At 65.9% G+C, this 24,456-nt stretch carries 20 protein-coding genes; 12 read left to right on the top strand and 8 right to left on the bottom strand.

What is annotated here, in order from left to right:
* Positions 1-15: 15 nt before the first annotated feature.
* The 5 genes from EG799_RS02830 to rlmN all read right to left on the bottom strand — a co-directional run bounded on the left by EG799_RS02830 (position 16) and on the right by rlmN (position 5,262).
* Positions 16-2,079, bottom strand: a complete 2,064-nt coding sequence (locus EG799_RS02830) for an NAD(+) synthase (RefSeq protein WP_123878377.1) — start codon at positions 2,077-2,079, stop codon at positions 16-18.
* On the bottom strand, positions 2,076-2,585 hold the full coding sequence (locus tag EG799_RS02825; protein WP_123878375.1) for a CinA family protein: 510 nt from the start codon (positions 2,583-2,585) through the stop codon (positions 2,076-2,078). The genes EG799_RS02830 and EG799_RS02825 overlap by 4 nt, the downstream gene beginning before the upstream one ends.
* A gap of 173 nt (positions 2,586-2,758) precedes the next feature.
* Positions 2,759-3,220 (bottom strand): glycine zipper 2TM domain-containing protein, encoded by a 462-nt coding sequence (locus EG799_RS02820; protein WP_123878373.1) that lies wholly within the window; start codon positions 3,218-3,220, stop codon positions 2,759-2,761.
* Positions 3,221-3,401: 181 nt separating this feature from the next.
* Entirely contained in the window at positions 3,402-3,995 is a 594-nt protein-coding gene (locus tag EG799_RS02815; RefSeq protein ID WP_123878371.1) for a class I SAM-dependent methyltransferase, read from the bottom strand.
* A gap of 13 nt (positions 3,996-4,008) precedes the next feature.
* Positions 4,009-5,262 carry a 23S rRNA (adenine(2503)-C(2))-methyltransferase RlmN gene (gene rlmN / locus EG799_RS02810; protein WP_123878369.1) on the bottom strand — a complete coding sequence of 418 codons (1,254 nt, stop codon included), beginning with the start codon at positions 5,260-5,262 and terminating at the stop codon, positions 4,009-4,011.
* Positions 5,263-5,564: 302 nt separating this feature from the next.
* Here rlmN and EG799_RS02805 point away from each other — a divergent pair, with 302 nt between their 5' ends.
* The gene (locus EG799_RS02805; RefSeq protein ID WP_123878367.1) at positions 5,565-6,251 is read left to right on the top strand and encodes an outer membrane protein; all 687 of its coding nucleotides are present in this window, start codon (positions 5,565-5,567) and stop codon (positions 6,249-6,251) included.
* Positions 6,252-6,315: 64 nt separating this feature from the next.
* Here the strand turns inward: EG799_RS02805 and EG799_RS02800 are convergent, their stop codons facing one another.
* Together EG799_RS02800 and EG799_RS02795 are read right to left on the bottom strand one after the other, a co-directional pair.
* Positions 6,316-6,816 (bottom strand): invasion associated locus B family protein, encoded by a 501-nt coding sequence (locus tag EG799_RS02800; protein ID WP_123878365.1) that lies wholly within the window; start codon positions 6,814-6,816, stop codon positions 6,316-6,318.
* Positions 6,817-6,823: 7 nt separating this feature from the next.
* Positions 6,824-7,345 (bottom strand): GreA/GreB family elongation factor, encoded by a 522-nt coding sequence (locus EG799_RS02795; protein ID WP_123878363.1) that lies wholly within the window; start codon positions 7,343-7,345, stop codon positions 6,824-6,826.
* Between the two features lie 175 nt (positions 7,346-7,520).
* Between EG799_RS02795 and EG799_RS02790 the strand changes: the two genes are divergently transcribed.
* Entirely contained in the window at positions 7,521-8,168 is a 648-nt protein-coding gene (locus tag EG799_RS02790; protein ID WP_158610999.1) for an outer membrane protein, read from the top strand.
* Between the two features lie 65 nt (positions 8,169-8,233).
* Here the strand turns inward: EG799_RS02790 and EG799_RS02785 are convergent, their stop codons facing one another.
* Complete coding sequence (locus EG799_RS02785) at positions 8,234-10,180, bottom strand: lytic transglycosylase domain-containing protein (RefSeq protein WP_123878359.1); 1,947 nt, start codon at positions 10,178-10,180, stop codon at positions 8,234-8,236.
* A gap of 105 nt (positions 10,181-10,285) precedes the next feature.
* Between EG799_RS02785 and dapA the strand changes: the two genes are divergently transcribed.
* The 10 genes from dapA to alaS all read left to right on the top strand — a co-directional run bounded on the left by dapA (position 10,286) and on the right by alaS (position 24,433).
* Complete coding sequence (dapA, locus tag EG799_RS02780) at positions 10,286-11,164, top strand: 4-hydroxy-tetrahydrodipicolinate synthase (RefSeq protein ID WP_123878357.1); 879 nt, start codon at positions 10,286-10,288, stop codon at positions 11,162-11,164.
* The gene (locus tag EG799_RS02775) at positions 11,161-12,474 is read left to right on the top strand and encodes a hypothetical protein (RefSeq protein WP_234028983.1); all 1,314 of its coding nucleotides are present in this window, start codon (positions 11,161-11,163) and stop codon (positions 12,472-12,474) included. Before dapA ends, EG799_RS02775 begins: the two co-directional genes overlap by 4 nt.
* 55 nt (positions 12,475-12,529) lie before the next feature.
* Positions 12,530-13,012, top strand: a complete 483-nt coding sequence (gene smpB, locus EG799_RS02770) for an SsrA-binding protein SmpB (RefSeq protein WP_123878355.1) — start codon at positions 12,530-12,532, stop codon at positions 13,010-13,012.
* Between the two features lie 152 nt (positions 13,013-13,164).
* Complete coding sequence (locus EG799_RS02765) at positions 13,165-13,695, top strand: DUF2062 domain-containing protein (protein WP_325051091.1); 531 nt, start codon at positions 13,165-13,167, stop codon at positions 13,693-13,695.
* Between the two features lie 37 nt (positions 13,696-13,732).
* Positions 13,733-16,213 (top strand): hybrid sensor histidine kinase/response regulator, encoded by a 2,481-nt coding sequence (locus EG799_RS02760; RefSeq protein ID WP_123878353.1) that lies wholly within the window; start codon positions 13,733-13,735, stop codon positions 16,211-16,213.
* A gap of 74 nt (positions 16,214-16,287) precedes the next feature.
* Positions 16,288-17,820, top strand: coding sequence for a DUF4139 domain-containing protein (locus EG799_RS02755; protein WP_123878351.1), 1,533 nt, complete (start codon positions 16,288-16,290; stop codon positions 17,818-17,820).
* 11 nt (positions 17,821-17,831) lie between these two features.
* Positions 17,832-19,544 carry a DUF4139 domain-containing protein gene (locus tag EG799_RS02750; protein ID WP_123878349.1) on the top strand — a complete coding sequence of 571 codons (1,713 nt, stop codon included), beginning with the start codon at positions 17,832-17,834 and terminating at the stop codon, positions 19,542-19,544.
* Between the two features lie 112 nt (positions 19,545-19,656).
* Positions 19,657-20,721 (top strand): recombinase RecA, encoded by a 1,065-nt coding sequence (gene recA / locus EG799_RS02745; protein WP_123878347.1) that lies wholly within the window; start codon positions 19,657-19,659, stop codon positions 20,719-20,721.
* A 160-nt stretch (positions 20,722-20,881) separates the two neighbouring features.
* Positions 20,882-21,709, top strand: coding sequence for a class I SAM-dependent methyltransferase (locus EG799_RS02740; RefSeq protein ID WP_123878345.1), 828 nt, complete (start codon positions 20,882-20,884; stop codon positions 21,707-21,709).
* A 57-nt stretch (positions 21,710-21,766) separates the two neighbouring features.
* Positions 21,767-24,433 carry an alanine--tRNA ligase gene (gene alaS, locus EG799_RS02735; protein WP_123878343.1) on the top strand — a complete coding sequence of 889 codons (2,667 nt, stop codon included), beginning with the start codon at positions 21,767-21,769 and terminating at the stop codon, positions 24,431-24,433.
* Positions 24,434-24,456 lie beyond the last annotated feature (23 nt).

Here is a 24,456-nt window from a genome sequence, read left to right as displayed (position 1 = left end):
ACCACCTGCCTTCGTCTAGCTTCGATCGGGAACGTTGTCGCGCAGGTCGGCCAGCCAGACATCGGCCACCGCGTCGCTCGGCGCGCGCCAGTCTCCGCGTGGAGAGAGCGCGCCGCCCGCGCTGACCTTCGGGCCATTGGGCAGCGCGCTGCGCTTGAACTGGCTGAAACCGAAGAACCGCTGGCAGAACTTCTCCAGCCAACCGGCGATCGTCGGGAGATCGTAGGCGTTCTTCGCCCGGTCCGGGAATTCGTGAGGCCAGCTACCTTCGTTCGCATCGCGCCATGCGTGCCAGGCGAGGAAGGCGACGTGGCTCGGCGGCTGGCCGAAGCGGACGATGTGGTGAAGGAAGAAATCGTTGAGCTCGTAGGGGCCGATCAGGGATTCGGTGCTCTGGATTTCGCCGTCTTCGCCGGCCGGCACGAGTTCGGGGCTGATTTCCGTCGCCAGCACCCTTTCGAGCGCACCGTCCACCCTGCCGTCGAACTGGTCGGTGCGCGTGGCCCAGCGGATGAGGTATTGAATAAGCGTCTTGGGAACGCCCGCATTGACGGCGTAATGGCTCATCTGATCACCGACGCCGTAGGTGCACCAGCCGAGCGCCAGCTCGCTGAGATCGCCGGTTCCGATCACGAAGCCGTGGTGGTGCCCCGCAAGACGAAACAGGTAATCGGTTCGCAGACCTGCCTGCACGTTTTCGAACGTCGTATCGTAGACCGGGTCGCCGTCCGCGAACGGATGGCCCATGTCCTTCAGCATGGTTTCGGCGGCGGGGCGGATGTCGATTTCCTCCGCCGTAACACCGAACGCCTCCATCAGCGCCCAGGCATTCCCCTTCGTCCCTTCGGACGTACCGAAGCCGGGCATGGTATAGCCGCGAATGGTGGTCGGGGGCAGGCCGAGCCGTTCGCACGCCTTGGCCGCCACGATCAGGGCATGGGTCGAATCCAGTCCCCCCGATATGCCGATGACGAGCGACTTGCTGCCGGTCGCCTGCATCCGCCGCATCAGGGCATCGACCTGGATGTTGAACGCCTCGTAGGCATCCTGGTCCAGCTTGTCCTGCCGGTTGGGCACGAATGGAAAGCGCCGGATCTTGCGGCGCAGGCCGATATCGCCGGCCTCGTATCGGTGATCGAAACCGATCGTGCGGAACCTGTCTTCGGGCCGCCCGGCATCCTCCACCGCGTCGTTGAAAGTCTGCATCCGCATCCGGTCGTTCAGGATGCGGCGCGTATCGATATCGGTAACGCACAGTTCCGGCTCGAGATCGAAGCGCACGCTTTCCGCCATGAGATCGCCCAGTTCGTAGATCATGCCCTGACCATCCCAGGCGAGGTCCGTCGTGCTTTCTCCGTGTCCGCTTGCCGAATAGGCATAGGCACAGACGGAACGCGACGAACTGGCGCGGCTCAGCAGATGGCGTTCGTCCGACTTGCCGATCGTGATGTTGCTGGCCGACAGGTTCAGGAGGATCGTCGCCCCCGCGAGCGCGGCCATCGTGCCGGGCTGGATGGGGCTCCAGAAATCCTCGCAAATCTCGATTCCGAAGACGAAACCGGGCAGATTGCTGGCAGAGAACAGCAGGTCCGTGCCGAAGGGGATTTCCGCGCCGTTCACCTTCAGCCAAAGGTCGCGGCAGTTGTTGCCGCGCGCGAACCAGCGTTTCTCGTAGAACTCGCGGTAATTGGGCAGATAGCTCTTCGGAACGGCTCCCAGCACTTCGCCGTCGGCGATAACCAGGGCGCAGTTGTAGATGCGTCCGTTCCGGCGCAACGGTGCGCCGATGACGAGGACGGGGACAAGGTCGGCAGTCGCGGCGCGGATTGTCTCGACTTCGCGTTCCACGGCGTCGAGCAGGGCGGACTGCATGACCAGGTCGTCCAGCGCGTAGGATGACAGACACATCTCGGGGTAGAGGACGAGATCGACCGATTGCTCGTGCGCGGCCTTCGCCTGTTCGATGATCGCGCGGGAATTGAACGCCACGTCGGCGGTGCGAACGCGCGGCGTGGCGGTGGCGACGCGCACGAAACCGTGCGTGTGCATGTCGAAGAACGGATGCTCCCGATAGCTCATGCGCGCATGGCGCTTTCCAGCAGGTCCAGTGCCGTCTTCAGGGCCGCTATCCGAACGCCTTCGCGCCCGATGGAACCGAAATGCTTTTCCACGTGGATCGTCTCCTCGCCCTGAACGGCACATCCGAAATGCACCAGCCCCACCTCGTTTTCTTCGCCTGCCGGGCCGGCAAAACCCGTGACAGCAAGCGCCACCCTGGCCCGCGAGCGCCGCAGCGCGCCCTGCGTCATGGCGATCGCAACTTCCTTGCTGACCGCTCCGCAACTGTCGATCTGCTCACGCTCAAGACCCAGCAGATCGCACTTCGCCTCCTCCGAATAGGTCACGAAACCGCGTTCGAAAATGTGGCTGCACCCCTCTATGTCGGTCAGCAGGGCGGCGAGCAGGCCGCCCGTACAGCTTTCGGCGGTTACGATCGGCCGGTCAACGTCGCATGCCAGTTTCAGGACGTTTCTCGCCTGCTCCTGCAAGCGCGTAGGTATGGCTGGCTGAAGGGTGTCGGCCATATTTATCGGTTCTCCTCAGGGAGTTCGACAACGTGGCTTCCCGCCCTCGCGTTCCTGAATCATGCGCTGCACAGACGCAAAGGCACCGCCACTCCCTGCGAAGCGGCGGTGCCCTTTCAGTGATGGCCGCGCGCATCAGGAAGCGGCGGCACGCCCGAAGCGTTCGGCTGGTCCTAGCGGCAGCGGGCCGAGCCGCGGTCGATCTCGCGACCCAGTACACCGCCCAGCGCCGCGCCCAGCAGGGTGCCGACCGTACGGTCACCCCGCGTATCGATGGTCCGGCCGAGCAGCGCGCCGCCGGCGGCACCGATGATGAGTCCGGTCGTGCCGTTCTCGCGCTGGCAGTAGTACCGTCCGTCGCGGCCCTGCCACACACGGTCGTTGCGGCTCACCCGGCGCGGTTCGTAATAACGACCGTACTGGTCGTAGGCCCCGCGGCGGTCGCGGCGGTCGCGATAGCGGTCGCGCCGATCGCGGCGATCATAGCGCGATTCGTACCGGTCGTAACCGCGGTCGTTCTGGGCATGATAACCGTGCGCCGGCGCCCAGGCGGGCGGTCCGCCCTGCGCCATGGCGGGGACGGCAGGAACCGCCAGCGTGGTTGCGGCGGCGAGAGCGAGCATTGTCTTTTTCATGGCGAGTACCTTTCTTTCGATTCGACTCTCTGAATGTCGATGACCCTGTTTTGGTTCATAATACCTAGCCACTTCCTGAACGACGTGACGTCGTGCCGTCAGAGAGACGAAAGGTTGGGTGGGTGCGACGGACGGTGACGCAGCTTTGCGAAAGCACCCGCCGGATGCGGGGAAACAAAATCTATGCCGGTCGCCGGACCGTCAGGGCGATCCACTCGCGCTTCGTGCCGTCCGCGCCTTCGCCAGGCCACGTGCATTCGTTCTCGATGAGGAAGCCCGCCTTGCGGTAAACCGTGCAGATCCATTCGGCTTCGGGGAAATTGTGCCATCGCCCGATCAGGTCGCGGTCCTCGCCGGCACCAAGCTTGAAGCTGGCGAAATGCAGTCCGCCGGGACGAAGTGCGCGTTCGATGCGAAGGAGAATACCGGGCAGATCCGCGCGTGCGACGTGCAGCAGGCACGCGTGAGCCCAAACGGCGTCGTAGCGTTCGCGCGCGACGAGCTGGTCGAACCGCATGACGCGGCCCTCGATGCCGAAGCGTTCCTTCATCTTGCGCAGCATGCCGGGCGTGGCGTCCGTTGCATCCACGACGAACCCTCGCTGTGCCATTCGCGCCGCGTCGCGGCCCGCGCCGCACCCCAGTTCGAGGATGCACGCCTCGGGCGTCAGCCGGTCGAGGAACGGATCGAGGTGCCGGCTGTGCGACTGGCCGGAGTTCAGCGTGAAGCGCGAGGCATTGTGCGCGTAGTAGGCGAGGGTGGCGGGGTCGCTCACTCGCCCGGGAACGCTAGGCCTGCGCCGCCCCGGCCCCCGCCGCGGCTTGCGCCTCGCGGTCGCGCTCTGCACGGCTCTTCTTCTGGGCCGCGGTCTTCAGCTGACCGCAGGCCGCCTCGATATCGCGGCCGCGCGGCGTGCGGACGGGCGCGGATATGCCGCCTTCGAACACGATGTCGGAAAAGCGCCTGATCCGCTCGGGCGGGGAACATTCGTAGGCCGCCCCGGGCCAGGGGTTGAACGGAATGAGATTGACCTTCGCCGGCAGCTTGTAGTGCCTGAGCAGACGAACGAGCTCGCGCGCATCCTCGTCGCTGTCGTTCTTGTCCTTGAGCATCACGTATTCGAAGGTGATGCGCCGCGCATTGGACGCGCCGGGATAGTCGGCGCAGGCCTGCAGCAGCTCCTCGAGCCCGTATTTGCGGTTGATCGGCACGATCTCGTCGCGCACCTCCTTGCTTACGGCGTGGAGGCTTACGGCCAGGTTCACGCCGATCTCCTCGCCGCAGCGCGCCATCGCCGGGACGACGCCGCTGGTGGACAGCGTGATTCGCCGCTTGGACAGGGCCAGGCCGTCGCCGTCCATGACCAGTTGCAGCGCACCCTTCACGTTGTCGAAATTGTAAAGCGGCTCGCCCATGCCCATCATCACGATATTGGTCAGCAGCCGGCCGTCCGCGGTGTAGTCGCCCTCGCTCTCCTCGCCCAGATCGTCCATCCGCCCCTTGGGCCATTCGCCCAGCGCATCGCGCGCCAGCATGACCTGGCCGACAATCTCGCCCGGCGTCAGGTTGCGCACAAGGCGCATGGTGCCGGTGTGACAGAAGCGACAGTTGAGGGTGCAGCCGACCTGGCTCGACACGCACAGCGTTCCTCGATCCGCGTCGGGGATGAAGACCATCTCGAACTCGTGGCCGTCCGCCGTGCGCAACAGCCATTTGCGGGTTCCGTCCGAGGAATGTTGGGCCTCCACGACATCCGGCCGCCCGATCACGAAGCGCTCCGCGAGCCACGGGCGCATGGTCTTGGCGATATCGGTCATCGCCTCGAAATCGGTCACTCCGCGATGGTAGAGCCAGTGAAACACCTGCTTGGCGCGCAGCTTCGCCTGGCGCGGGTCCAGACCGGCCTCGGCAAGGAGCTCCGCGATGCGGGGCTTGGGCAGACCGATCAGATCGACGCGTCCGTCCGCTCGCGGGGTAATGTCGCGCGCGACGGGAACCGGGTCGATCTGCCCGGCGATCGGCATGAGTGTCGTATCGGCCATGAGGTCTATGCATATAGAGCCGGCGCAGCCGATATGCCAGCCGCCCGAAGCAGGACGTCACCCGCCGTGCGCCCGTCGAACCGCTGAACGGCCGGTGAACTCGACTACATTTGTCGATCCTGGTCGGCGTTCCCTCGTTTCGTCGATGCTGCAACGCCGTTCGTCGATCATTATGTGACTGAAATGCAACACGATTGTCGTTGTGCAGCGTTCATGAAACGAAGCCCGTCCCGCGCCATTCCAGCAGTCCACCGGCCGCGGTTCGAGAACCCGGCTGGCGATAACGAAAACGGAGTGACACAATGAAAAAGACGTTTGCCTTCATACTCGCGACGGCCTCCGCCTCGGCGCTCGCGGCACCTGCCATGGCGCAGGACAATTCGGCCTTCACCGGCCCCCGCATCGAAGGCGTGGTCGGCTACGATATCAGCAAGGCCGGCAGCGATGTGGACAACGAACTGAACGACGAGGACGACCAGTCCATCGACGGCTTCATGTACGGCGTGGGCGTGGGCTACGACTTCGCGGTCGGCGGCGCGGTGCTCGGTGTCGAGGCTGAACTCAGCGATTCCACCGCCGAAACCGAGGTCAATGACGGCGATCTCGAGGATCTGGGCTTCAACGCCAATCTCGATACGGGCCGCGACATCTATCTCGGTGCGCGCGCCGGCATCCTCGTCAACCCTCGCACGCTCGCCTACGTGAAGGGCGGCTACACCAATGCCCGCTACAATTTGCAGGCGAGCGACGGGCAGACCGACATCGGCACCGATCTCGACCTCGATGGCTACCGCGTGGGCGCGGGCGTCGAATACGCGACGTCGGAGCGTTCGTTCGTGAAGCTCGAATACCGCTACTCCAACTACAGCGAGGGCGAGTTCGATTTCCAGGATAACGGCTTCTTCGAGGACGATACCGGCGAGAGCGGTCGGTTCGACGCCGATCTCGACCGCCACCAGATCGTGCTGGGTGCCGGGTTCCGGTTCTGATCCTTGCGCAACCGAACGAACGGGGCCGGCGGAAGCGATTCCGCCGGCCTTTTCGTTCGCTCTGCTAACGCCGCGCCCGCGCGCAGCCGACGCTTGCCGCATCCATCGCGGTCGCCGCACCATTCAGGCTGTAGCGATCGGCAAAGCGATTGCCGCGCGTGTCCCTGGCGCTGACGGTCATCGAAGCGGCGGCACGCATGGCGGTGAGGATGGCCGCGTCCTCTTGCGGTCCTGCCGCCCAGACATCGCCTCCGTTGCCGGTCAGGACGAAGCGCTCTTTGCCAACGGCAAGGCTAACCCGTGCCCCTTGCGCCGGCGTGCGGCTCATCCGGATGAAAAGCTGCCCGCGGATCTGCCGTGCGGGCCAGGTTGCGATGCTGGCGAATCCGGCTCGTTCGCGCGAACGGGCGTTCGGTTCTGCAGCGGCAATGGCATAGCAGCGCGGAACCTGCGGATCGCGGAACGCCCCCCACTGGCCGAACACCCCGAGACTGTCCTTCGCCAGCCCCGGCGCGGCGGCAAGGGCAAATGCTAAGGGAAGCGTCGCGGCAAGATAGCGGGCCATCGCCATCCTAATCGTCTGCGCCGCGCGCTGTCACGCTATCTTCGTCGGGGTAGGCGATGGCGAGCACTTCCCATCCCTTCTGCCCGGCGGGCAGGCGGACGGTGCGCAGATCGCCGACGCCTGCGCCGCGCAACGCCCGCGCGATGGGGCTGGACCAGCCGATCCGGCCCGTGCCGGCATCCTGCTCCTTGTCGCCCACGATGGTAACGGTCCGCTGTAAATCGTCCTCGTCCGCGATGGTGACGGTCGCGCCGAAGAATATGCGGGTCTTGTCGGGCTGGCGTACGGGATCGACGACCTGCGCATGTTTCATGACCTTGGCGAGATAGCCCAGTTCGCGGTCGATCTCGCGCATGCGCTTGCGCCCGTAGAGGTAATCGCCGTTCTCGCTCCGGTCGCCATTGCCCGCCGCCCAGCTCACGATCTCGACGATCTCGGGCCGTTCGGTGCCGAGCAGGTGATCGTAGCGCGCCCTCAGGGCCGCGAGGCCCGCGGGAGTGATCGGGCTGGTGTTGCTGGTTGAGGGCATGGGCTTGTCATACCGGAATATCCGGTCGAGGCCACCGCCAAGCCGTCACGACCGCATCACGCTACGTAATCGCCCGCCTGGCCTGCAAACTCCGCATTAACCATGGCCAGGTAGGCGGGCGGGCGGCCCATAAGGGGGCATTGAGAAGGACTGCATGATGACATTTAGGTTTACATTGGTCGCGGGTGCGCTGGCTGCGTTATCTACGCCCACGTTGGCCCAGGATCGCACGGATCAATCCGGATTTCGCATCGAAGCCATTGCCGGCTTCGACACCGTGACCACCGGAGTGGAAAATACCGACGAATATGACGATAGCGGAAAGGGATTCCTGTACGGCGCTGCTGCCGGTTACGATGTGGTTGTCGGCGGTGCGGTGATCGGGCTGGACGCTGAGATTGCCGAATCCTCGGTTGATAGTGGGATCACCTACACCGATGGCATGGACGTAGCAGCCGTGGCCCTCGACGCGTCCGAAGATATATTTCTCGGTGCGCGGGTAGGGGCGAATATCGGCGGAACCGGTCTTCTCTACGTCAAGGGCGGTTATTCGATGGCCAACACCGAACTTACCGCGCGGGGAATTGTCGACGGGGAGCGGTACGACGAAAAGGTCGATATCGACTTCGAAGGCTTTCGCGTAGGCGGGGGATTTCAGGTCAACTTCTCACGAAATCTCTTCGGCAAGGTCGAGTATCGCTATACGTCCTATGGCGACGCGTCGGTCGAGTATGACGGCGTCAGCGAAGACGTCGATGAGGTGTTCGACTACGTCAACCTCGAACGCCATCAGGGCGTCGTCGGTCTAGGCGTGCGCTTCTGACACCTTTCGTCGCAGAGAGGGGGCACGTCATTCGGCATGTCCCCTCTCCATGCTTTAACGGGCGACTAGCGCAGGAAGTCCGTCACCTGGCGAGGCCGGGTGTAGCTCGCCTGCTCGGGATAGAGCGCTTCGTACACGACCGCGTTCTCGATCACGCGCTGGACGTAGTTCTTCGTCTCGTAGAAGCCGATCTGCTCGATCCATTTGAGCCAGTCGACCTCGCCGGTCCGCGGATCTCCGTTTTCGCGCAGCCACTTGTTCACGTTGCCCGGGCCGGCGTTGTAGGCGGCGATGGCGAGCGGGTAGCTGCCGTCGTAGTAGGCGATCAGGCGTTCGATGTGGTTCGAACCGAGCTGCATCGAATAGGCGGGATCGTCGATCAGGCGCTGGGCCGAATAGGGCAGGCCGGCACGCCGCGCCTCTTCCTGCGCCGTACCCGGCATGAACTGCATCAGGCCGCGCGCGCCGGCATGGCTGATCGCATTCTCGGCAAACTGGCTTTCCTGCCGGGCGAGCGCGTGGACCATCGTCCAGTTGGCCCCGGGCGGGGTTTCCAGCCGCGGATAGCCGATGCGGGTGAAGCCAATATGCCCGTCCTCCATCGCCGCGTCGGCGAGGTTCACCGCCAGATCGCGACGCCCGATCCGGCGGGCAAGATCGGCGACGAGCAGGTGTTCGCCAACCGTCTCGGCCTGATCGGCGATAGCGCGGTAGAAGCGGATGCCGGTTGACCAGGGCGCATCGCGCGCCACTTCGGACACGGCGGCGGTGATGGGAGCGCTGGCAAAGGCCTGCCTCTCGGCCTCGGTCGGCTGACCCTGCGGAGCGCCGTCGAGCGCCGGCAACGGACGGCCGAGGCGGGTGAGTGCCATCTGCCCGTAGAACCTGTCCGCATATTGCGCGGCCATCTCGTAATAGCGGCGCGCCTGTTCCTCATCGCCTGCCTGCCGATAGGCTTCGCCGGCCCAGAAGAAGCCCTTGGACCGGGTCGGCGGCGTGCGCGCGGCCGCGCCGTAACGATAGAACAGCGGGGCGGCGGCGGCGGCATCGCCAAGCTGCCACAGCGCGTTCGTGCCCCCCAGCCACATCAGCGAGGTGTAATCGTCGCGCAGGCGATATTCCTTGGCCGAGACATCCTCGTTGGCGCCGAAGGCCTGGTCGATCCGCTGCGCGATCCGGACGGAATCGCGGGTGCCGGCCGAACGGGCGAGGTTGAGCATCTCCGTCGTCCAGGCGGTCTGATCGAAGGGGGTGGTCGCGAGCGCGGGGCCGTCGACGATCATCCGCACCGCTTCGCCGGTCCGGCCCTCCTGTCGCAGTTCGCGGCTGCGATTGTAGAGATAGCCCGGATCGGCGGCCGCGGCCGGATCGTTCGTCGCGCCGTCGCCGCCCTGCAGGATGGCGAGGCGGCTGGCGAAGACGCCGCGCTTCGATGGCGAGACGCGCGGCATCTGCCGGGCCGCCGCCTCCGCGTCGCGCTGCCACAGCAGGGCGTTCATCCGCGCGTCGTGATCGTCCTGGTCGAAGCTGTCGCCGAAGCTGGCCGACAGGGCGGCCTCCGCGGTCGGGCTCATCTCGCCGCCGCGCCAGGCCTCGATGGCGTAACGCCGCGCCTGATCGGGGTTCGGCCCCATGAGCGCGAGCGCATAGTGCGCGCGGGCGTAGTTCGTCACCGGCTCGTGATCGGCGAAGAATGCCATCAGCAAATCGGGGGAGGTGAACTCCTCGCGCAGGCGCTGCTCGGCGCGGGCGCGCAGGGTGGTTTCATCCGGATAGCCGGGATTGGCGATCAGGAAATCGGCATAGGTCCGGAAGGGCAACTGCGCCGACGTATCGCCGAACAGTGTCTCCCAGGTGGAAATCCGGCGCGCGACATTGCTGTCATACGATGCGGCGAGCTGCGCGCGGTTGGTGTCCCACTCCGCCGCCTCCTGAGCGCTGGCGGCGGCGGGAATGGCTGCCGTCGAGGCGGCGAGAAGGGCGAAGAGGGAAAGTCGAACCATGCTGGACATCGTGCCCGCCCCCTCCTTATCAGACGCTGAATACATTCTTCCTCCGTCCGGGCCGGCGATCCGCCTTTGCCCAAGTATTTCAGAGACAACGCGGGAGCGGCACAAATGTTCAAAGGTTCGATCCCTGCTCTCGCCACGCCCTTCGCCGGCGACGCGGTGGACGAGGAGGCCTATCGCCGGTTCGTCGAATGGCAGATCGCCAGCGGATCGACCGGTCTCGTGCCGTGCGGGACGACGGGCGAATCGGCGACGCTCGACAATGACGAGCATCACAAGGTCATCGCCATCTGTGCCGAAGTCGCAGCCGGGCGGGTGCCGGTGATCGCCGGGGCGGGCAGCAACGACACGCAGACCGCCCTGTGGCATATCAAGGAAGCGCAGATCGCCGGTGCCGACGCGCTGCTGCTGGTCGCGCCCTATTACAATCGTCCCAGCCAGGACGGGCTGCTCGCTCATTTCAGCTACCTGGCGGAGCGGGCCGACCTGCCCATCGTGCTCTACAACGTCCCCGGCCGCACCGTGACGGACATCGCGCCCGAGACGGTAATCGAGCTTCATCGCCGCTTTCCGGAGAGGATCGTCGCCATCAAGGATGCGAGCGGCGATCTGTCGCGCGTCGTCACGCATCGCATGGGCGCGCCCGGGTTGTGCCAGCTGTCGGGCGACGATCCGCTGGCGCTGGCGGGATACGTGCTCGGCCAGTCGGGCTGCATCTCGGTGACGGCGAATGTCGCGCCGGAACTGTGCGCCCGGTTCCATCAGGCGGCGGGCGAGGGCGACTTCGATCGCGCCCGCGACCTGAACGAGGTGCTCTACCCGCTGCACCGCGCGATGTTCGCCGACGCCAGCCCGGCACCGGTGAAATACGCGCTCGGCAAACGTCACGACTGGTTCGCCCCCGACACGAGATTACCGATCGCACCGTGCTCCGGCACGGCGAAGAAGGCGGTGGATGCAGCAATGGAAAAGGCAGGAATAGCATGAACAAGATGGTTCGTTCGACGTTCGCGGCATCGCTGGCCGCTCTCGCGCTGGCCGGCTGCGCCACCACGCAGTCTGCGCCGCCCTCGATCGACGAGCTGGCGCGCGATTACCTGGCGGTGCAGCTTGCCATCGGGGAAAAGGATCCCGGCTATGTCGATGCCTATTACGGGCCGGAAGACCTCGCGGTCGCGGCCGAGGCGCAGGACGATGAGACGACGCTGCCCGGGCTCCAGGCACGGGTGATCGCGCTCGACTCCACGCTTGCCATGCTGAACCCTGCACCCGACACGGAGGAAGCGAGCCGCGTGCGCTATCTGCGCGCGATGCTGGCGAGCGCCAAGGTTCGCCTGAGGATGCTGCGCGGCGAGGAGATCCCGTTCCAGGACGAGGCCGAGGGACTGTTCGGCGTGCGTCCCGAACTCGCCAATCTCTCGACGCTCGATCCCGTGCTCGAGCGGATCGAGGCGCTGGTCCCCGGCGATGCGAGCGACGGCACGCTGGCCGAACGCGTCACCGCCTTCCGCGACCGGTTCGTGATCCCCGAGGACCGGTTGCAGGCCGTCATCGATACCGCCGTCGCCGAGTGCCGCGCACGCACCCTGCCGCACATCCCGCTGCCCGAAAGCGAGAGCTTCGATCTCAGCCTCGTTACCGACAAGCCGTGGGGCGGGTTCAATTACTATCAGGGCGATTATCACTCGGTCATCGAGATCAACACCGATCTGCCCACCCGCCTCGACCGGGCGGTGGATGTGGGCTGTCACGAAGCCTATCCCGGCCACCACGTCTACTCGACCCTGATCGAACGTGACCGCGTCAACGAACTGGGCGAGATCGAATACACCCTGCTGCCGCTCTATTCTCCGCGCGCGATCATCTCGGAAGGCAGTGCCGAATACGGGCGCAAGCTGGCCTTCCCGGGCGACAGCCAGCTGGAATTCGAGCGCGACACGCTGGCCCCGCTCGCCGGCATAGATACCGCCGACCTTGCCGCCTATTACGAATTGCGCGAAGCGACCGAAGACCTGTCGCCTGCGTATTACACCATCGCCGCCGGCTATCTCGACGGCACGCTGACGCGGGAACAGGCGATCGAACTGTCGATGAAGTATCGCCTGCTCGATCGCGCCCGCGCCGAACAGTCGTTGCGCTTCATGGATACCTATCGCAGCTACGTCATCAATTACGGGCTGGGGCAGGATATCATCGGCAACGCGGTGGAGGCGGGCGATGCGGACATGCCGACCCGCTGGCAGCGCTTCATCGGCATCCTCAACACGCCGACCCTGCCCGAAGACCTGATGGAATAGCCGGACGCCGGGAGGATTGCGCCGCGCCGCCGTCCTCCCTACATCGCGCCTCCTCATGGCCCGTCCCAAACCCGCAACCTTCGACAAGCAGAAGATCGTCGCCGAGAACCGCAAGGCGCGGTTCAACTATTCGATCGAGGAGACGTTCGAAGCCGGCCTTGCCCTGCAGGGGACAGAGGTGAAGGCGCTGCGCGGAGGGGAAGGGTCCATCGCGGAAAGCTATGCCGAGGTGCGCGACGGGGAGGTCTGGCTCATCAACGCCAACATCCCCGAGTTCAGCCACGGCAACCGCAACAACCACGAACCCAAGCGGCCGCGAAAGCTGCTGCTGCACACGCGCGAGATCGACAAGCTGTTCGGAGCGGTCGAGCGTAAGGGCATGACACTCGTTCCGCTGAGCGTCTACTTCAACGGGCGCGGGCGGGCGAAGGTCGAACTGGCGCTCGCCAAGGGAAAGCAGGCGCATGACAAGCGCGCCACGATCAAGGATCGCGACTGGAAACGCGACAAGGCCCGGCTGTTGCGCGAGCGCGGATAAGTCTCTCGCCCTACCCAAGAAAACCCGCCGCAACGGTTAAGCGAGCGTTGTAACATTTCCGTCTAATCCCACCTATCCCCGGCGGGCGGAATGGGTGTAACGGGCCACGGTAACGGATGGCGAGCAAGGCGATCAGATGGCTCGCGGCGAAGATGCCGCGAATGCCCGAGCGCGAGGAGATGCAGCGCAATCGCTGGCTCGCGCCCATCTCGAATCGCTTCGGCCGGTCCGAACTGTGGCGTTTCACGCGCCGGTCCGTACCGCGCGGCGCGGCGCTCGGACTGTTCGCGGCGTTCATCGTGCCGCTCGGACAGATCTTCCTTGCCGCCTTTCTCGCCCTGCCGGCGCGCGCGAACGTGCCGATCGCGGCGCTTATCACCTTCGTCACCAATCCCTTTACCGTGCCGTTCTGGCTGGTCATCGCCAACAAGGTCGGGCGGTTCGTGCTGAAGGTCGACCCCACCACCTTCGGCACCGCGAAGGCCGCTCTGGAAAAGGGCTGGTGGGTCGAATTCGGCTGGTGGTTGCAGACCGCCGGCGTCACCGCGTTCGGCTTCGTCGTCCTCAGCGTGCTGAGCGCTGCGGTCGGCTACCTCGTCGCCAGCTTCGTGTGGCGGATCGTCGTGGCGCGGCGGTGGTACCGCCGCCCCGGCCACCACCGGCTGCCGGAACCTGCCGAATGACGGACCGGGATTGGCGCCGTTCGGGGGGCGGGGCGCGATGAATCTGGAACGATCCGAGGAATCGCGCAGGCTGGTCGATGTGCTGGCGGTCGCGGCGGCGGTGCTTGCCAGCATCACGCTGATCCAGTTCGCGACCGGCGATACCACCGTTACGCTCGCCTATGCCGGGGGACTTACGGTCCTGGGCTTCATCGCGTTCATGTCCGCCCGCGCGCGCCCCGCTCCCGTTCCCGCCACGAGGGCCGACACGCCCGACTGGTCCGTGACCGTTGCGGCGATCGAGCAGCCGGGGCTCGCCGTTGCCGTCACCGACCGGGCAAACCGGCTGGTCTGCGCCAACGCCACCTTCGAATTGTGGTTCGGATCGAGCAATGCGCCGCCCGGCCTGCCGGTGGATGGGCAGAGCGCCGACGCGCTGGCGCGCGCCGCGCGAACCGCCTGGCGCGACGGCCACGGGGACGGGCCGGTCGGCATCGCGGACGAGGACAAGAGCTGGACCGCCGAGGTCGTGCGCGCCGGGCGCGGCGACGATTACCTCGTCTGGCGCTTCGCTCCGGTCGTCCGGCACGAACCGATGGCGGGCATCGGCAAGCACATCACCGGCCTGTTCGGGCGCGTTCTCGGGGCTGCGGGTATCTCGGTCGCGCTGGTCAGCCCCGATGGCCTGGTTCGCGCCGCGAATCCCTCGCTCGCCCGGCGCGGGCTGGGGGACGAGAATGCGAGCCTCGCCGGCCAGGAATTCGTGCGCCTGCTGCGCTCCGACGACCGGGAGCGCATCTATTTCGCGCGGGAGGGCAGCAAGGGATCGCCGCAGACGCTGTTGCAGATTCCCCTGACCGACCCCGACGAGGCCGGGTCCGATGCGTCGTCCGACCGGACGGAAGCGGACGCGCCGTCGCTGATGCTGCTGATCGACAGCGGGATCGGTCTGGGGGGCTGGGGCGGCGAGAGCAAGGGCCAGGCGGCGCAGCTCGAAGCGCTGCTGGAACGCCTGCCGCTGGGTCTCGCCGCAACCGACCGGGACGGCCATTTCCTGTTCGCCAATCCCGCCTTCCGCCGCGCCGCCGGGCTGGATTCGCGCGAGCTGCCGCCCTACCCCAGCGATCTTGTCGTTCCCCGCGACAAGACGGCGATGTCCGATGCCGTGCGCCGCTACGGGCAGGGGCCGTCCTCGAGCGGGGACATCGCCGTGCGCCTGACCGGCGATCCCGACGAACCGGTGAGCATGGGCCTTGCCGGGGTGCGCGGACTGGGGGACGCGGCGGTACTGCTCAGCCTCGCCGACACGACCGAGGAGGCGCGGCTCAAGCGGCAGGTGGCGCAGGCCACCAAGATGCAGGCGGTCGGGCAACTGGCGGGCGGCGTGGCGCATGATTTCAACAACGTGCTGACCGCCATCATCGGCTATTGCGACCTCATGCTGCTGCGCCACACGCCGGGCGACAGCGATTACGACGACATTCAGCAGATTCGCGCCAATTCCAACCGCGCCGCCAGCCTGACGCGTCAGCTTCTCGCGTTCAGCCGGCAGCAGACCCTCCAGCCCGAGACCATCCAGCTGCCCGATATCCTGTCCGAGGTGTCGCAATTGCTGAAGCGGCTGCTCGGCGCCAAGATCACGCTCACCACGCGGCACGACCGCAATCTCGGGCCGGTGCGTGCGGATCCGCGGCAGCTGGAGCAGGTCATCATCAACCTCGCCGTCAACGCCCGCGATGCGATCCAGGCGAGCGGCGGGGGCGAGGGGGCGGCCGGCACGCTGGCCTTCACCACCCGCCGGGTCGAGGCGAAGGACATCCGCCGCATGGGTTCCGAGATCATCCCGGCGGGCGACTACACCGTGCTGGTGGCCGAGGATACCGGCGGCGGGATCAGGCCCGACATCATCGGCAAGCTGTTCGAACCGTTCTTCACCACCAAGGAACAGGGCAAGGGCACCGGCCTCGGCCTGTCGACCGTCTACGGCATCGTCAAGCAGTCGGGCGGGTTCATCTTCGCCAGCAACGCCAAGGCCGCCGATGGCGGCGTCAAGGGCGCGCGCTTCACCGTCTACCTGCCCGTGCATCACGTGACCGAGGAAGAGGCCGCCCGCGCCGGCAGCCTGCCCGAAGAAAGCGCGCGCGAATGGTCGGGCGGGGGGACCATCCTGCTGGTGGAGGACGAGGACATGGTCCGCGCCGTGGCCGAACGCGCGCTGACCCGGGCTGGCTACGGCGTGGTCACGGCCAGCGACGGGGACGAGGGGCTGGACCTGGTGCAGCAGGGCGGCCAGTTCGATCTCGTCGTCACCGACGTCGTCATGCCGAGCATGGACGGCCCGGCCATGGCCCGCGAGATCCGCAAACGGTCGCCGGACACGCCGGTCCTGTTCATGTCGGGCTATGCCGAGGAACAGTTGCGCGGTGAAATCGACATCGACAACATGCATTTCATTGCCAAGCCGTTCAGCGTGAAGCAGATCGGCGAGAAGGTGGAGGCGGTGCTGCGCGCCGCGCACCGTAGCAGGGTGGACGCCTAGGGAAGGGCGTTCATCGGGGGGAAAGCCATGCGACACAAGATTACATGGATCGAGGGAATCAGGGGGATTTTCGAATGACCGCACGTATCGCAACCGCCGGCCTCGCGCTGCTTTGCCTGGCCACCTCGCCGGCGTTCGCGCAGGAAGGCGATCCGTCCGACCCGACGCCGGCGCGCAGCGCCCAGGGCGACCTTGCCGTCACCATCTACCAGGACGGTGCCGCGCTGGTGCAGGACGTGCGGCGCATCGACATCCCGGCGGGCCGCACGCGGATCGAGTTTCCCGACGTCTCCGCCCAGATCCGGCCCGCCACGCTCAGCTTCAACGCCGATGGCACCGCGATCGTCGAGCAGAATTTCGACTTCGACCTGCTGACCCCGCAAAAGCTGATGGAAAAGGCCATCGGCGAGACCGTCACCCTGATCCGCACCAACCCCGCCACGGGCGCCGAAACCCGCGAGCAGGCCGAGGTGCTCTCCACCGCCGGGGGCGTGGTTCTGCGCATCGGCGACCGGATCGAGGTGCTGCGCGATGACGGCCTGCCGGTGCGCGTCGTGTTCGACGAGGTGCCGCCCAATCTGCGCGCCCGGCCCACACTGTCCGTCACGCTCGACAGCAACCGCTCGGGCCTGCGGCCCGCCTCGCTGCGCTACCTGACACCCGGCCTGGGCTGGACGGCGGATTACGTCGCGCTGTTCGACGATACGACCGGCACGGTCGACATGCAGGGCTGGGTCACGCTGACCAACACCACCGGCACCACGTTTCACGACGCCGATACGCTGCTCGTCGCCGGCAATACGGACCGCGGAAACGGCGGCGGCTACAACGGCCGCGGATACCCCCCTGCGCCGCCACCGCCGGGAACCGGTATGGTCCGCCCGGGCACGCAGACCGCGGACCGGGAGCGGCTGGCCGACTTCTATCTCTATCCGCTGGACGCGCCGACGACGATTGCCAACGCGCAGACCAAGCAGGTCAGCTTTCTCGACACGCAGGGCGTTCCGGCCGAGAGGACTTACTCGATCGAGACCAGCGACTTCGTTTCCGACGACGATTTCCGCCCCGCCGCCAGTGCCGTCAGCTTCTCGTCCAGCCGCGAGGGCGGATTGGGCGATGCGCTGCCGGCCGGAACGGTGCGCTTCTACCAGCGTGACCGGCAGGGCAATCCGCAGTATATCGGCGAAAACACGATCGGTCACACGCCGATGGGCAGCACCCTTTCGCTCGTCACCGGCGACGCCTTCGACGTGTTCATGAAGGCCGAGGTGGAGAACCGCGAACAGATCTCGACCGACGAATGGCGCAGCACGGCCCGCTACCGCGTGACGGTGAACGGGGAGCAAACGCGCGTGATCGAGGTGGAGGAGGACGACGATCTCTACCGTACCACCATGCGTTATACCTTCACCAACGCCAAGCCCGAACCGGTGACGGTCAACCTCTACCAGACCGGCCTCGACGATGGCGCCTACGCCCGCGATTACCGCGTGACGGCGGAGGATGTGCCGGGCGAGCAGATCAACTGGGACCGCCGGCTCTACCGTGTCACCGTGCCCGCCAATGGCGAGCGCGTGGTGCGCGTTACCTACGAGACGCGGTACTGAGGGGACGGGCGGTGACGCGCTCGAGAACTTCCCATCCGCCCCTGCACGGGGCCAGGGCCAGGGCCAGGGCCGGGGCCGGGGGCGGGCAGGCTTCCGCGCGAAGGGGCGGCACCTTCGTTCTGGCCGTTGCCGCCATCGCGGCATTTGCCGCGCCCGCCGCCGCGCAGGATCGCGCCATTGTCGAGGCGTCCGCCCCCAGCGACATCGCCGTTACCGTCTACCGCGATCCGGATCGGCGCGTCGGGCAGGAACTCGACACCCGCTTCCCGCGCGGCTTCGCGATGATTTCGGAAACACGTACCGTCACCCTGCCGCCGGGCGCATCGCGCATCCGGTTCGAGGGCGTGGCAGAGGGCATGATCGCGGTCAGCGCCATCGTCACCGGCCTGCCGGGCGGCACGATCGAGAAGAACCGCAATGCCGACCTTCTCAGCCCCGCCGCGCTGGTCGACGGAACGCTGGGCAACCGCGTCACCATCACCCGCACCAATCCCGGGACCGGCAAGGCGAGGAGCGAGGACGCCATCGTGCGCACGCGCGCCGATGGCGGTCTGGTGCTGGAGACCGAAGCCGGATACGAGGCGGTGCGCTGCTCCGGCCTGCCCGAGCGCCTGACATTCGACAGCGTGCCAGACGGACTTTCCGCCCAGCCGATCTATTCCATCGACACTCGCGATCCGGCCGGCGGAACCTACACCGTCACGCTGTCCTACCTCTCGTGGGGTTTCGACTGGGAAGCGAGCTATGTCGCGACGGTGCTGGACGGCGGTGACCAGGACGATCTGCGCTTCGATCTCGTCAGCTGGCTCACGATTCTCAACGATAACGGTCAGAGCTTTCCCGATGCGGAACTGATGGCGGTGGCCGGGCGGCTCAACGTGGTCAGCGATTTCCGCCGGCTGGCATCCCCCCCGGCGGCGGCGCCCCTGCGGCTGACCTGCTATCCGCTGGGCAGCACCGCGACCGGCTCTCCGGTTCCCACCTTCGATGACAACCTGCAAAGCCGCGCCATAGTGGTGACGGGGTCGCGAGTTTCCGCGGATTCCTACGAAATGGCAATGGCGCCGCCGCCCCCCCCCCCCCCCCCGCCGCCGCCCCCGCCGCCCGCCCAGGTCGCGAGCGAGGAGAACCTCGGCGACCTCAAGCTCTACCGTGTACCGATGGCGGTGGATGTGAACGCCAAGGGGCTGAAGCAGGTCGCGTTCCTGCGCGAGGAGGATATCGAGGGCGAACTGACCTACGAGGCGGCCTGCTATCCGGCATACGGAAGCAAAGGTGATCCGCGTCCGGCGGCACTGCAGATCGAGACCGTGAACGACGAGGATCACGGGCTCGGCGTCGCCCTGCCGACGGGAACCGTCGCCGTCTTCGAACGCGGCGAGGCCGGGGAACTGCTGGTCGCCGAGGAGAACATCCGCGACTACGCCGCGGGGCAGGATGTCGAACTGGCGCTCGGCGCGAGCGGACAGGTTTTCGCCGGGTGCTTCACCTTCGACGGCTTCGATCCACGCGAAAGGCCGGGCGAACCCGTGGCCATGCGCGCCGTGCTGACGAACGCCAATCCCCGTCCCGTCGACGTGCGACTGCTCCTGGGATCGCCTGCAGTCTACGAATTCGACGGGATCGACGCGCGGCTGCGCAACGGTGAACGCGTCTCCAGCGTCCGCGTGCCTGCCAACGGCTCGCGCGAATTGCGCTGGACGGCGCGCGCGATCGCGGACTGAGCCGTATTCGCGAAATAATTATGTTCCTCTCTTGTTCTCATGGAACAAAGTGGGTACATGGTGGCTGTTGGAAATCCCGATTGAACCCTAGCCTAGTGACGGAGGCCGTGTCATGGCAGCGCAGTTGAAGATCGTCGAAAAGGAAAACACCGTGGACCGTCAGAAGGCGCTGGACGCCGCGCTCTCGCAGATCGACCGTGCGTTCGGAAAGGGCTCGGCGATGAAGCTGGGCCAGAAGGAAGCGATGAACGTGGAGGCGATCTCCACCGGGTCGCTGGGCCTCGACATCGCGCTGGGCGTGGGCGGGCTGCCCAAGGGCCGCGTGATCGAGGTGTACGGGCCGGAAAGCTCGGGCAAGACGACGCTGGCGCTGCACGTGCTGGCCGAGGCGCAGAAGCAGGGCGGCACCGTCGCCTTCGTCGATGCCGAGCACGCGCTCGATCCCGTCTATGCGAAGAAGCTTGGCGTCGATATCGACGAACTGATCGTGTCGCAGCCCGATACCGGCGAACAGGCGCTGGAGATCACCGATACGCTGGTGCGTTCCAACGCGATCGACGTGCTGGTGGTCGATTCGGTGGCGGCGCTCGTTCCCCGGGCCGAGATAGAGGGCGAGATGGGCGACAGCCATGTCGGCCTTCAGGCCCGGCTGATGAGCCAGTCGCTGCGCAAGCTGACCGGTTCGATCAACCGCTCCAAGTGCATGGTCATCTTCATCAACCAGCTGCGCATGAAGATCGGCGTGATGTACGGTAATCCGGAAACGACGACGGGCGGCAACGCGCTGAAGTTCTATGCGTCGGTTCGCCTCGACATCCGTCGCACCGGCCAGATCAAGGACCGCGACGAGGTGATCGGCAACTCGACCCGGGTGAAAGTGGTCAAGAACAAGGTCGCCCCGCCGTTCAAGCAGGTCGAGTTCGACATCATGTATGGCGAGGGCATCTCCAAGATCGGCGAGATCCTCGATCTGGGCGTGAAGGCCGGCATCGTGGAGAAGTCGGGGTCGTGGTTCAGTTACGACAGCATCCGCATCGGCCAGGGCCGCGAAAACGCCAAGACCTACCTCAAGGAAAATCCCGAAGTCTGCGAAAAGCTGGAAGCCGCGATCCGGGGCAAGACCGACGAGGTCGCCGAGGAGATGATGGCCGGCCCGGACGCGGATCCGGAAGGCTGATCCCCCGGCGGGCGGGGCGGCGGTTTTCCCCTCCGGGACACTGTCACACCTGTCACACCTTTCCCGCAAGGAGCCGACGCGGCGAGCGCCGGCTCCTTCGTGATTGCGCTTGGCCCCCCATGCGTCCAAGACCGGACCACGGGCCGGGAAGGGGGCTGGGGTGACTGAAGCGAGCGAATGGCGGGGCCGGGTCGGCCGGACATGGGCCGAACAATGGCGGCGGACGGACCGGGCCTTCGGACAACTGACCGACCGTCTGCTCGCCGCCACGCGCGGTCTCGACTTCGCCCATGCCCTCGACATCGGCTGCGGGGCGGGCGAACTGACGCTCGCGCTCGCGCGCAATCGTCCCGACGCCTGCGTCACCGGCGTCGACGTCTCGCCCGACCTGCTCGCCGTCGCTCGCCGGCGCGGCACGAACCGCTCGAACGTTCGCTTCATGGAGGGCGATGCCGCTCAGTGGACCCCCCGGCCGCACCAATCTCCCTCGTTCCTCACGTCGCGTCACGGCGTCATGTTCTTCGAGGATTCCGTTGCCGCCTTCGCCAACCTGGCGGGCCACGCCGCGCCGCGCGCCAGGCTGCTGTTTTCCTGCTTTCGCGAGCGCTCCGACAACCCCTTCTTCACCGAACCCGCCCGCCAGCTGCCCCAAGCCCCGGAGCCCCCCGCCCCGGGCGCACCTGGCCCTTTTGCCTTCGCCGATCGTGCTCATGTCGAGCGCATATTGGGCGCGGCGGGCTGGGGTGATCCCGTATTCGACAGGTTTGACTTTCCGATGATCGCGGGCGCAGGCGAAAACGCGGTGGACGAGGCGGTTGCCTACTTCCTGAACATCGGTCCGGTCGCCTCTGCCACCGCCAGTCTCGACGGCCTTGCGCGAGACCGACTGACCGAGCGCCTGCGCAATCTGGCCGAACGCAGTTGCCGAGGGGATATCGTTTCGCTCCCGGCATCGACCTGGCTGGTCACCGCTACCGCGCTCGCATGACGTCACACATGCGTAACCGGCTTGTCGCAGCTTGCCGTCCGCCCTATTTCGCCTGACATGCAATCGACCAACGACATCCGCCGCGCCTTCCTCGACTTCTTTGGCGAGAACGAGCATACCGTCGTGCCGTCGGCTCCGCTCGTCCCTTACAACGATCCGTCGCTGATGTTCGTGAATGCGGGCATGGTGCCCTTCAAGAACGTGTTCACCGGGTTCGAGACGCCTCCCGCTCCCCGGGCGGCGAGCAGTCAGAAATGCGTGCGCGCGGGCGGAAAGCACAACGATCTCGACAATGTGGGATACACCGCACGTCACCTGACGTTCTTCGAAATGCTCGGCAATTTCAGTTTCGGTGATTATTTCAAGGAACGGGCCATCGAGCTTGCCTGGACGATGGTAACAAAGGAGTTCGGTCTCGACCCCGATCGCCTTACCGCGACGGTCTATCATACGGACGACGAAGCCTACGATTTGTGGAGGCGCGTTGCCGGTCTCCCCGACGAGCGCATCATACGCATCGCGACCAAGGACAATTTCTGGGCGATGGGGGCGGACGGACCGTGCGGACCGAGCTCTGAAATCTTCTACGATTACGGCCCCGATGTCGCAGGGGGGCCACCCGGTTCTCCCGAGGAAGACGGCGATCGCTTCGTCGAGATTTGGAATCTGGTTTTCATGCAGCACGTGCAGGAAGCCGATACCATTACCGGCGACCTGCCTCGACCCAGTATCGATACGGGCATGGGGCTGGAGCGTATCGCATCGGTCATGCAGGGCAAGCGCAACGTGTTCGATACAGACACTTTTCGTACTCTGATCGAATCGAGCGAAGAACTTGTCGGTACGCCCGCGACCGAGACAACGATCGCCAGCCATCGCGTGATTGCCGATCATCTGCGCTCAACGAGTTTTCTGCTGGCCGACGGTGTCCTCCCCTCCAATGAGGGGCGCGGCTATGTCCTTCGGCGTATCATGCGCCGCGCCATGCGCCATGCCCATCTGCTTGGAGCGGAGAAGCCGCTGATGCACCGGCTCGTCCCTACGCTGGTCGAAGAAATGGGGCATGCTTACCCGGAATTGCAGCGGGCGCAGGCGCTTGTGACCGAAGTTCTGGAGCGCGAGGAGACACGCTTCAGGCAGACGCTTGATAAAGGCTTGCGCCTGCTCGAAGAGGAAGCATCCGGCCTGGAACCGGGCGACAGTCTGCCCGGGGAGACGGCGTTCCGGCTCTACGACACTTATGGATTTCCCTACGATCTGACCGAAGATGCACTTCGTTCGCGCGGCGTGAGTGTGGAGCGTGCCGGCTTTGACGTGGCGATGGCCGAACAGAAGGCCGCGGCTCGCGCCGCCTGGAAGGGATCGGGCGCTGCGGCCGATCAGGAAATCTGGTTCGATATTGCCGAACGGGAGGGAGCCACCGAGTTCACCGGCTACAATTCCGTCGAGGGCGAGGGGCGCGTGGTCGCACTGATCGTGGATGGTAAGGAAGTTTCGCGCGCGGATTCCGGGCAGGACGTGATCGTGCTGACCAACCAAACGCCATTCTATGGTGAGAGCGGCGGGCAGGCCGGGGATGCCGGTCGAATCAGCGGGGATGGCAGGCTCGATATCGCCGTGACCGACACCTCAAAACCGCTCGGGCGGCTTCATGCTCATCATGGGACGATCCGATCGGGTACGATCGCTACCGGAGAGACCGTGCATCTCGAGGTCGATGCCGAACGCCGGGATCGTGTCCGGGCAAACCATTCGGCGACGCACCTTCTTCATGCGGCCCTGCGTAACCAGTTGGGCGATCACGTCACGCAGAAGGGGTCGCTGGTTGCCGAGGACCGCTTTCGGTTCGATTTCTCGCATCCAAAGCCCCTGACCCCAACGCAGATCGCCGCCATCGAAGCGGAGGTGAACGCCGAAATTCGCGAGAACGAGAATGTCGTAACTCGCCTTATGAGTCCCGATGAGGCCATCGAAGCTGGCGCGATGGCATTGTTTGGCGAGAAGTATGGCGAAGAGGTGCGAGTCTTGTCGATCGGCAGGCCTAATTGGGAGGGGTCCGGTCGAACCTACTCGGTTGAACTTTGCGGCGGAACCCACGTGGAGGCAACGGGTGACATCGGTGTGTTCCGCATAGTTTCCGAAAGCGCAGTCTCGAGCGGCGTGCGCCGGATCGAAGCCCTGACGGGGGAGGCTGCGCGCGAATGGCTCGTTACACGCGAAGAAGCGTTGAAATCGGTCGCAGCCAAGCTGAAGACCGCTCCCGACGAGGTAGAAGAAAGGGTCGCCGCGCTCGTTGAAGAGCGTAAGCGCCTCGAACGCGAACTCGCGGACGTGAAGAAGCAACTGGCCCTGGGCGGCGGACGTGGGGCGGCCCCGGAGGCGGAAGAGAACGTGTCCGGTGTGGCCTTTTCGGGCCAGGTTCTCGAAGGATTGGACCCGAAGGAACTGCGCGGATTGCTCGACGAGGCGAAGACGCGCCTGGGTTCGGGCGTCGCCGCGATCTGCGCCGTTAACGACGGCAAGGCCGCGTTCGCCGTTGGCGTGACCGAAGATCTGACAACCCGGTTCGACGCCGTCGATCTCGTCCGCGCCGGCGTTGCTGCCTTGGGAGGAAAGGGCGGAGGCGGCCGACCGGACATGGCGCAGGGTGGCGGCCCGGAGGGCGAGAGGGCAGCGGACGCGATCGCTGCCGTTCGGGACATCATGGCGGGAGTAACCGTCTAACAAAAAGGGGAGGCCGAAGCCTC

The sequence above is a fragment of the Aurantiacibacter spongiae genome (assembly GCF_003815535.1).
GTDB lineage: Bacteria > Pseudomonadota > Alphaproteobacteria > Sphingomonadales > Sphingomonadaceae > Alteraurantiacibacter > Alteraurantiacibacter spongiae.
The sequence above is the reverse complement of the archived record's forward strand: the minus strand, read 5'-3'. Positions and strand labels throughout refer to the sequence as shown.